We start from the raw sequence: 8,473 nt of genomic DNA, 5'->3' as shown, positions 1-8,473 counted from the left end.
CACCAGTCCACCGCCCACCAGGGACCAGGCCCCCAACCCCAGTGCCGCCAGGGCGATGGTGCTGACCACCTGCGCCACGTTCTCCGCCAGCTCCGCGCGCGCGATGGCGGGAAACGCCAGCTTGCGCTCCAGGGCCATCAGCGGAATCACGCGCAGCGTGGTCAGGAACAGGCCCACGCCCATCACCCACACCATGGGCAGGGCCTCGGCACCCAGCGCATAGCCTTCGATGAGAAAGGGGGCGAGCGCGCAGATGGCGACGACGATGAGGGCGGTGAAGGCCTGATGACACCAGAAGAGGGTGAAGGTCTCGTCGCGCGTGGGCTCGCGCGACTGATGCACCAGCGCCGCGCTCAGCCCCATGTCTCCCAGGTACGCCCCGAGCGTGGCCACGTACGCGACGATGCCGTAGAGCCCGTAGTCCGCGGGAAACAGCAGCCGGGAGAGCGCCAGCGCGCTGACCACGCGCAGCCCCTGCGAGGCCGCCGTGCGGGCGGCCAGGACGAACATGCCCTTTAGGGCACGCGCCTTCACCTCGCCAGTCGTCACCTCCGGTGCGGCAGTCGCGTTCATGGCTGGCAGCGCCCCGCTCCCGGGCGTCGACGAAGGGCGGGCCGGACAGGCCACGCACATCCGACGCGCACGGCACGAGCGGATGGCGGGATGCTACCGGGCCCCTCCAGGCCTCACAAGCAATGCCAGAGCGCGCCCGGGCTCCAGGTCGCGGTGCCCCAAGTCGCTCGCCTGCCCGACACCCGCGCGATGATTGCCACCCGCCAAGGCCCGCGACTACGGTCCTTCGCCGCGCATGCCCCCTGACGGTCGCCGTCTCCTCCTCCCCGCTCACGCTCCTCGCTGAGCACGTCCCCCGCGAACGGCGCCGAAGTCCGATGCCTGCCCCCTCCCCCACTCCCACCTGGCACCTGCTCACCGGGGAGTATCCGCCCCAGCGGGGCGGCGTCAGCGACTACACGCGGATGCTGGCCCAGGCCCTCACGCGCGCGGGCCAGCAGGTGCACGTCTGGGCCCCTGGCGACACAGGCGCCCATCTCGACGGAGACGTCACGGTCCACGCCATCCCTGGGCTCCTCACGCCCCTGGGACCGGCGCGCCTGACACGTGAGCTGGACCGGTGCCCGGGTCCTCGTCGGCTGCTGCTTCAGTACGTGCCCCACGCCTTCGGCATGAAGGCGATGAACGTTCCGTTCTGCGCGTGGTTCGCCACGCGTCGCCAGGACGAGCGCTGGGTCTTCTTCCACGAAATCGTGTACCCGTGGAGCCCTCGGGACCGGCTTCGCCATCAGGTGCTCGCGGGCACCACGTGGGTGATGGCTCGACTGCTGGCCCAGGGTCTGGACCGCGCCTTCGTGTCCATTCCGGCCTGGACGCGACACCTGCCCGCGAACGTCCAGCCCCTCGCCGAGTGGTGCCCCATTCCCAGCACCCTGCCCGTCGACCCCGCCGAGGCGGCGATTCAACAGGTGCGCACAGCGCTCGGGCCCGGGCCCTGGTTGGGACACTTCGGAACCTATGCGCCCTCCATCACCGGAATCCTGGAAGCGGTGCTGGTGCCGCTGCTGCGCGCGGAGCGACAGCGCAAGGTGTTGCTGCTGGGACGCACCAGCCGCGAGTTCGCCCAGGCACTGGTGAGTCGGCACCCTGACCTGACCGAGCGCGTGGTGGCGCGCGGCGCGCTTCCAGGAGGGGACGTGGCCGCGCACCTCGCGGCCGTGGACCTGCTGGTGCAGCCCTATCCCGACGGAGTGACTTCGCGGCGAACGACGGTCATGGCGGGGCTCTCCCTGGGCTGCCCGCTGGTCACCAACACGGGACACCACACAGAGCCACTGTGGCGAGAGCTGGACGCCGTGGCCCTGGTGGAGGGCACCGCGACAGCCCCTCTGGTGCAAGCCGCCGAACGACTCCTGTCGAACCCAACGGAGCGCCTCCAGTTGGGTGAACGCGCCGCACGCGCCTACCGCGAGCACTTCGCGCTGGAGCGCACGGTGGAGCGACTGCTGCGCCCGGGCCCGTCCTCTCGGGAGCCCCGCTCATGAGCCCCCGCGAGCCCCTCCGACTCGCGGTGCTGATGGACCCTCGTGACGAGGGCTGGCCCAGCATGGACCTGGTGGGCGAAGCGCTCCTGGAGGGACTGGCCGGATATCCTCGCGAGGTGTCCGCCCGGGAAGTGCGTCCCACCATGCCCTCGGTGGCGCGTCGCCTGCCGGTGTTGGGCTCGCGCCCCCAGGCCTTCAACGTGGACCGCGTTCTCACCCGCTTCGGGCTGTATCCGACGCGGGCCCTGCTGACGCGGATTCGCCATGAGGCCTTCCACGTGGTGGACCATACGTACGCGCAGCTCGTTCATGCGCTGCCCGCCTCGCGCACCGGCGTCTATTGCCATGACCTGGACGCGTTCCGCTCCGTGGTGGAGCCCCACCGAGAGCCTCGCCCCGCATGGTTCCGACAGCTGGCCCGCGCCCAGCTCCGAGGGCTGCAACGCGCGGCCATCGTCTTCCATAACTCCCAGGCGGTGCGTGACGAACTGCTCGCGCACGGCCTGGTGGACCCGACCCGTCTCGTCTGGGCACCGCTGGGCACGTCGCCCGAATATCAACCGGAGCCCGTGCCCGGAGACATGAGCGCGGAAATCCTCGCGCCGCTGGAGGGCAGGCCCTACGTGCTGCACGTCGGCAGCGCGATTCCCCGCAAACGGCTGGATGTGCTGTTCGACACCTTCGCGAGCCTGCGCTCCCGTCATCCCGACCTGCGATTGGTGCAGCAAGGCGGAGCACTCACTCCGGCGCTGCGTGAGCGGGTGACAAGGCTGGGCATCGGAGGGGCGCTGCTCCAGCCTTCGTGGCAGGACCGGCCCACGCTCGCGGGCCTGTACCGAAGCGCGAAGGCCGTCCTCGTCACGAGCGAGGCGGAGGGCTTCGGCCTCCCCATCATCGAGGCACTGGCCTGCGGTGCCCCCGTGGTCGCCAGCGACTTGCCCGTGTTGCGGGAGGTGGGCGCGGAGGCGTGTCTCTACTGTCCCGTGGGAGATGTCGCCGCTTGGAGCGATACCGTGGACTCGCTGCTAACCGGACGACGGGAGGCGCCACCGCTGGCGTCACGACGGGCTCGCGCCGCTCGCTTCACCTGGAGCGCGCATACCCGCACGGTGCTGGACGCCTACTTGCAATTGACAGGTTGAGGCGACACCCCGCTCACGACATGAGCCTCGCGCGGCGCGCTTCTCCTGGAGCGCGCACACTCGCGTGGTGCTGGACGCCTCCTTGCGATTGACAGGTTGAGGCGACACCCCGCTCACGACACGAGCCTCGCGGCGCCAAAGCACCTGCGTCAGCGTCGGCCCGTCGGCTCCCGGGCGTCGGTCCCTTCTTCTCTCGCCTGTCGACGCCCGGCTTCCCGCTCCGAGGCCCCTCGCCCCATGCGGGAGCGCTCCGCTCCATTCGACTCCGACGCCGCTCGCGCCGACGACAGGAGCGCCCAGCCTCCGGCCCCCACCACCAGCATCAACACACCCGCGAGCCCCATGAGCATCTTGCGCGAGCGCCCGGAGCGGATGGTGGCCAGGTCGAGCGTCGTCGCTTCCAGGAACTGCGTGGGCCTCACCATGATGCTGGTGGCGGCATCGGAGTCAGACCCATGCGGACGCCGAGCAGGAGCCACGCCCCGTGCTCGCCCCGCCCGTTTAGCGAATCGCTCCCCCTTCGCTGGAGAAGGAGGCGCAACGGGAGTCAGGTCCGGAGCGTGCGTCTCCAGCGGCTGCGTCGAGAGCTTCGTCGCGCTTCCGAAGAGGTCCATGCGGATCTGCTTGAGCTCCCGACGCACCGCCTCCGCGGAGGCGGGACGTGCGGACGGCTCCTTCGCCAGCAGGCGCAGCACCAGGGACTCCAGCGCCGGGTTCAGCTCCACATATGAAGACAGTCGCGGCGGCGGCGTCCGGACATGCTGGAGGACGATGGCCAGGGGCGTCTCCCCCTGGAAGGGCAGTCGCCGCGTCAGCATCTCGTAGGCGATGACGCCCACCGCATACAGGTCCGTCTGGGGGCTCACCTGCTGGCCACACGCCTGCTCTGGCGCGATGTACTCGGGCGTCCCCACCATCGCGTTGGCGTGGGTCTGGGGCGTGCTCCCATGCGGCGCCTCGCTGCGCTTGGCGATGCCGAAGTCGAGCACCTTGATGGCCTCGCCTCGCCCCTCCTCACGCACCATGAAGACGTTTCCTGGCTTGAGGTCCCTGTGGATGACGCCCACCGCGTGCGCGGCGGCCAGGGCCCCCAGCAGTGCCTCCAGGATTTGAATGACCTCCAGCTCGAGCATCGGCGCACGGCGCAGGATGACCTCGTCGAGAGGCGCCCCCTCCAGGTACTCCATCACCATGTACTGGCCGACGTCGGGGATGGTGCCGAAGCCGAAGATGTCGATGATGCCGTGGTGGTGGATGGCCGATGCGGCACGCGCCTCGGTGGCCAGGTCCCTGGCGCGACCGCCTTCGGCGAAGTCCGGGCGGAGCACCTTGATGGCCACCTTGCGACCGATGACCGCGTGCTCGCCCTCGTAGACGATGCCCATGCCGCCACTGCCGATGCGGCGCTTGAGCACATAGTCGCCGACCTGCTTGCCCACCAGCATGTCGCGGGTGACGGACTCCTCCCACTTCATCATCCGCGCCGCATACGCCGCGGGGACACCCTCGACCAGCGGACTAAAGGGCGCCTGCGTCGGCTCCGAGTCGGGCGCGCGCTTGAGCGTGGCCTCGTTGTCATCCGCGCGATACGGGCCCGCCGACAGGGAGGCTCCTGCCCGGAACACCTCGCGCGGGCAGACGGTGACACCCGGTCGGTGGTCGGCACCGCAGTGAGGGCACTTCCGCGAAGGGCTCATCGGGTCGAGCATCATCGCCCGTTCCCCTCCGAGGATGCCATCTCCGCCGAGACAATCCCGTCGACGCGGCTCGTCGCGAGCTGTCCTTCCCAGGTGACGCCCTCTATTACTCCCGTTTGTTTTTCATGATTCGCATGTCTCGCGCGAGTTTGCCTCCAGCGGTCATCTGCCCGTCGCGGTGGGTCTTCGCGGCGGGGCGGTGATTGACGACCCCGAGGGGGTCTGCTTCGGTCCAGCGGGCGTGCGCATCCTCTTCCTCAATCCCGTGGGGGTCCTCGGTGGTGCCGAGCGCGCGCTGCTGGACCTGATGGCCTGCCTGCGCCAGTTGGATGCGGGCCTGTCGCTCCAGCTCATCGCGGGCACGGAGGGGGCTCTGCTGGACGAAGCCCGTGCGCTCGGGGTGGACGCGCGGCTGCTTCCGCTTCCGGAGCGGCTGTCTTCCCTGGGTGACAGCGGGCTGCGAGGACGCGGGCCGAAGGAGGCCTGGAACCTCGCGCGAAGCCTCGCGCCCACCGGTGTCCTGCTCGCGAGCTACGGACGCACCCTGCGCCGGGAAGTGGCGAGGCTGCGCCCGGACCTGCTGCACTCCAATGGCATCAAGACCCACCTGCTGAGCCCCTTCACCGTGGGCCTGCCCGTCAAGCGCGTCTGGCACGTGCATGACTTCCTGAGCGAGCGGCCGCTGGTGCGCGTCGCACTGGGTGCGCAGTCCCCTCTCGCCTCGGCCGCCATCGCCAACTCCCACGCGGTAGGTGAGGACGCGCGCGCGGTGCTCGGAAAGGTTCCCATCCACGTCGCCAGCAATGGCGTGGACGTGGAGAGGTTCTCACCGGGGGCGGGACATCGCGCGGACCTGGACGCCCTGGCGGGTCTGCCCCCTGCTCCGGAAGGAACCCTTCGAGTGGGGCTCGTGGCCACCTATGCGCGCTGGAAGGGGCATGACGTCTTCCTCGAAGCCGCCGCATGGCTGTCGCGGCAGGCACCGACGCTCGAGGTGCGATTCTACCTGGTGGGGGCTCCGCTCTACCGGACCCCAGGCTCCCAGTTCACCGAGGACGAACTGCGGCGGCTCATCGGTCACCACCAGCTCACCGGGCGCGTGGGGCTGGTGCCATTCCAGGCCGACCCGTCCGCCGTCTACCGCGCCCTGGACGTCTTCGTGCACGCCAGCACGCGCCGCGAGCCCTTCGGCCTCACCATCGCGGAGGCCCTGGCCTGCGCGACGCCCTCCATCGTCTCGCGCGCGAGCGGCGCGGCGGAGGCGCTCACAAACGGAGTCGATGCCTGGCTCATCGAGCCCGGCGATGCCCCGCTCCTCGCCACCACCCTGCGCACCCTGCTGTCGGATTCGGCCTTGCGCGCACGACTGGGCGAGGCAGGCCGTAAGACGGCGGAGGCGCGCTTCTCCCGCGAGCGCTATGCACGCGAGGTGCTCACCGTGTACCGCTCGCTGCTGTCCACCTGACGGAGTCTCGTTCTTTCTGGTGCCTTGACCCGCTGGGGCGGGTCTGGTTCGGTCCTCCGTGGACCGGGAGCTTCCGTGAAGCGGCCTCGCAGACTCGTCACCGTCTCGCACTCCTATGTCGTCAGCCTGAACCGGCGCCTCGCCAACGAGCTGGCGCGCGTGGGGGCGGGGACGTGGGAGGTGAAGGCCGTGGCGCCGCGCTTCTTCCAAGGTGACCTGAGCCCTCTCACCTTGAAGGGCGAGGAGGGCGAGGACGCGACGCTGGAAGCCGTGCGTGCCTTCTTCAGTCGCTCCCTGCATGCCTTCGTCTATGGGCCGGAGCTGCGCGGCTGCCTCTCGGGTGACGTGGACCTCGTCCATTCCTGGGAGGAGCCCTATGTGCTTGCCGGGCTGGAGGTGGCCCTGCTCACGCCGCGCCATACGCCCCTGGTCTTCTGCTCGGCGCAGAACCTCTTCAAGCGCTATCCGCCCCCCTTCGCGCAGGCTGAGCGCTTCGTCGTCCAGCGCGCCTCGGGCTGGGTGGCCTGGGGAGAGACGGTAAAGGACCTCCTCGCCACCCGGCCGGGTTATGCGGCGAGGCCCGCGCGCGCCATTCCCATGGGCGTGGACGTGGAGCTGTTCCGTCCGGACCGCGCCGCGGGCGAGGCGTTCCTGCGCGAGCAGGGCTGGAAGGCGTCGGGTCCTCCCGTGGTCGGCTACCTGGGACGCTTCGTGCCCGAGAAGGGCGTGCCCCTGCTGATGGCGGCCCTGGAGCGACTCCAGACACCGTGGCGCGCCCTGTTCGTGGGGGGCGGTCCCCTGGACGGCGCGCTGCGAGACTGGGCCTCACGGCATGAGGGGCGCGTGCGCATCGTCACCGGCGTTCCCCACGGCGACGTGCCGCGCGCGCTCAACGCCATGGACCTGCTGTGCGCGCCCAGTCAGACGACGCCTCGGTGGAAGGAGCAGTTTGGCCGCATGCTCGCGGAGGGCTTCGCCTGCGGGGTACCCGTGCTGGGCAGCGATTCGGGTGAGGTGCCTCGCACCGTGGGCGACGCGGGCCTCGTGCTCCCCGAAGCGGACGTCTCGGCATGGAGCGCCGCCCTGGCCCGACTCCTGGAGAGTCCCGAGCAACGCCGGGAACTCTCCGCGCGCGGCCGGGAGCGCGCCGTCACCCGCTTCGCCTGGCCTGTCGTGGCACGGGCCCACCTGGACTTCTTCGACGAGGTCCTGGCCCGCCACTGAGTTCGCTCAGCCCTCTCGCTCCATCACCTCGACGAGCGTGGACGCCATGTCGTCCCACGTCCTGGCGCGCAGCAACTCCGACAAAGAGGCCAGCGGCGCCGCCCAGGCGGTCGCGTTCTTCCGCCAGGACTCCAGCGCCCCCACGAGCGCCGCCACGTCATCCGGGTCATCCAGCAGCAAGTCCCGCAGGGCGACGGGATAGCGCTCCGCCACGCCCGCGGAGCGACTCACCAGCGCGGGAAGCCCCGCGCACAGGGCTTCGTGAACCCCCAGCCCATAGGCCTCGTAGCGCGTCGGAGCCACGAGCAGGTCCGCGGCGGACAACAGCACCGGCACGTCACTTCGGAACCCGAGGAACTGGATGCGCTCCGACAGGCCGCGCACCCGCGCTTCCTGTTCCCAGGCCTCGCGCTGCGCGCCCGCGCCCACCACCTTGAGGTCCGTGTCCCAGTCGCCTCGGGCGTGAAGTCGGGACCACGCCTCGAAGAGCGTGTCGAAGCCCTTGCGCCTGTCACCCAGCGCTCCGACGAAGAGCGCCACCCGCCGGTCCGTCGGCCAACCCAGCGCCGCGCGCGTCGCGCTCCGAGTCTCCTGGGAGACAGGGTGGAAGCGCTCCGGCTCGCTGCCGTAATAGACGACGTGCACCCGCGCCTCGGGCACACCCGTCGCCGCCACCAGGTCCGCGCGCGTCCGCTCGGAGTTGGCGATGATGACGTTCGAGCGCCACAGCGCCTTGTGCTCATCCTTCTTGTAGCGGTGGTGACTCACCCGGCCCTTGAGCCGGCGAAGCACGCCGCCCACGGGCTCGGAGGTATAGGCCCCGTGGACATAGTGGACCCAGTTGGCCCCGGGCACGACGCAGTTGCCGCCATTGGCCAGCACCCGCCC

7 protein-coding genes are annotated in these 8,473 nt (G+C 70.4%); 4 read left to right on the top strand and 3 right to left on the bottom strand.

The window, feature by feature from the left end:
- Nucleotides 1-573 (bottom strand): oligosaccharide flippase family protein (locus tag HR086_RS41920; protein ID WP_174468416.1); only part of this gene is annotated, 573 nt, incomplete at its 3' end.
- Between the two features lie 317 nt (nt 574-890).
- On the opposite strand from HR086_RS41920, the gene HR086_RS41915 reads away from it, so the two are divergent.
- Together HR086_RS41915 and HR086_RS41910 are read left to right on the top strand one after the other, a co-directional pair.
- Nucleotides 891-2,057, top strand: coding sequence for a glycosyltransferase family 4 protein (locus HR086_RS41915; protein WP_174468415.1), 1,167 nt, complete (start codon nt 891-893; stop codon nt 2,055-2,057).
- Entirely contained in the window at nt 2,054-3,199 is a 1,146-nt protein-coding gene (locus tag HR086_RS41910) for a glycosyltransferase family 1 protein (protein WP_254626682.1), read from the top strand. The genes HR086_RS41915 and HR086_RS41910 overlap by 4 nt, the downstream gene beginning before the upstream one ends.
- A gap of 149 nt (nt 3,200-3,348) precedes the next feature.
- On the opposite strand, the gene HR086_RS41905 is transcribed toward HR086_RS41910, so the two are convergent.
- Nucleotides 3,349-4,911 (bottom strand): serine/threonine-protein kinase, encoded by a 1,563-nt coding sequence (locus HR086_RS41905; RefSeq protein ID WP_174468414.1) that lies wholly within the window; start codon nt 4,909-4,911, stop codon nt 3,349-3,351.
- Between the two features lie 226 nt (nt 4,912-5,137).
- Here HR086_RS41905 and HR086_RS41900 point away from each other — a divergent pair, with 226 nt between their 5' ends.
- Both HR086_RS41900 and HR086_RS41895 read left to right on the top strand, forming a co-directional pair.
- Nucleotides 5,138-6,361: a glycosyltransferase family 4 protein gene (locus HR086_RS41900; RefSeq protein ID WP_174468417.1), complete on the top strand. Its 1,224-nt coding sequence runs from the start codon at nt 5,138-5,140 to the stop codon at nt 6,359-6,361.
- A gap of 75 nt (nt 6,362-6,436) precedes the next feature.
- Nucleotides 6,437-7,585, top strand: coding sequence for a glycosyltransferase family 4 protein (locus tag HR086_RS41895; protein ID WP_174468413.1), 1,149 nt, complete (start codon nt 6,437-6,439; stop codon nt 7,583-7,585).
- Nucleotides 7,586-7,591: 6 nt separating this feature from the next.
- Here the strand turns inward: HR086_RS41895 and HR086_RS41890 are convergent.
- Nucleotides 7,592-8,473 (bottom strand): glycosyltransferase (locus HR086_RS41890; RefSeq protein WP_174468412.1); only part of this gene is annotated, 882 nt, incomplete at its 5' end.

Origin of the sequence: Myxococcus sp. CA039A, assembly GCF_013336645.1 — a bacterium.
In the GTDB taxonomy this organism is placed as follows: domain Bacteria; phylum Myxococcota; class Myxococcia; order Myxococcales; family Myxococcaceae; genus Myxococcus; species Myxococcus llanfairpwllgwyngyllgogerychwyrndrobwllllantysiliogogogochensis.
Note: the sequence above shows the minus strand (reverse complement) of the source record. Positions and strands in the feature narration are given on the sequence as shown.

What these genes read in the sequence shown, in the direction of transcription:
- HR086_RS41910 (WP_254626682.1), top strand. Translation starts at nt 2,054, where the DNA reads ATGAGCCCCCGCGAGCCCCTCCGACTCGCGGTGCTGATGGACCCTCGT.
- HR086_RS41915 (WP_174468415.1), top strand. Translation starts at nt 891, where the DNA reads ATGCCTGCCCCCTCCCCCACTCCCACCTGGCACCTGCTCACCGGGGAG.
- HR086_RS41905 (WP_174468414.1), bottom strand. Translation starts at nt 4,911, where the DNA reads ATGATGCTCGACCCGATGAGCCCTTCGCGGAAGTGCCCTCACTGCGGT.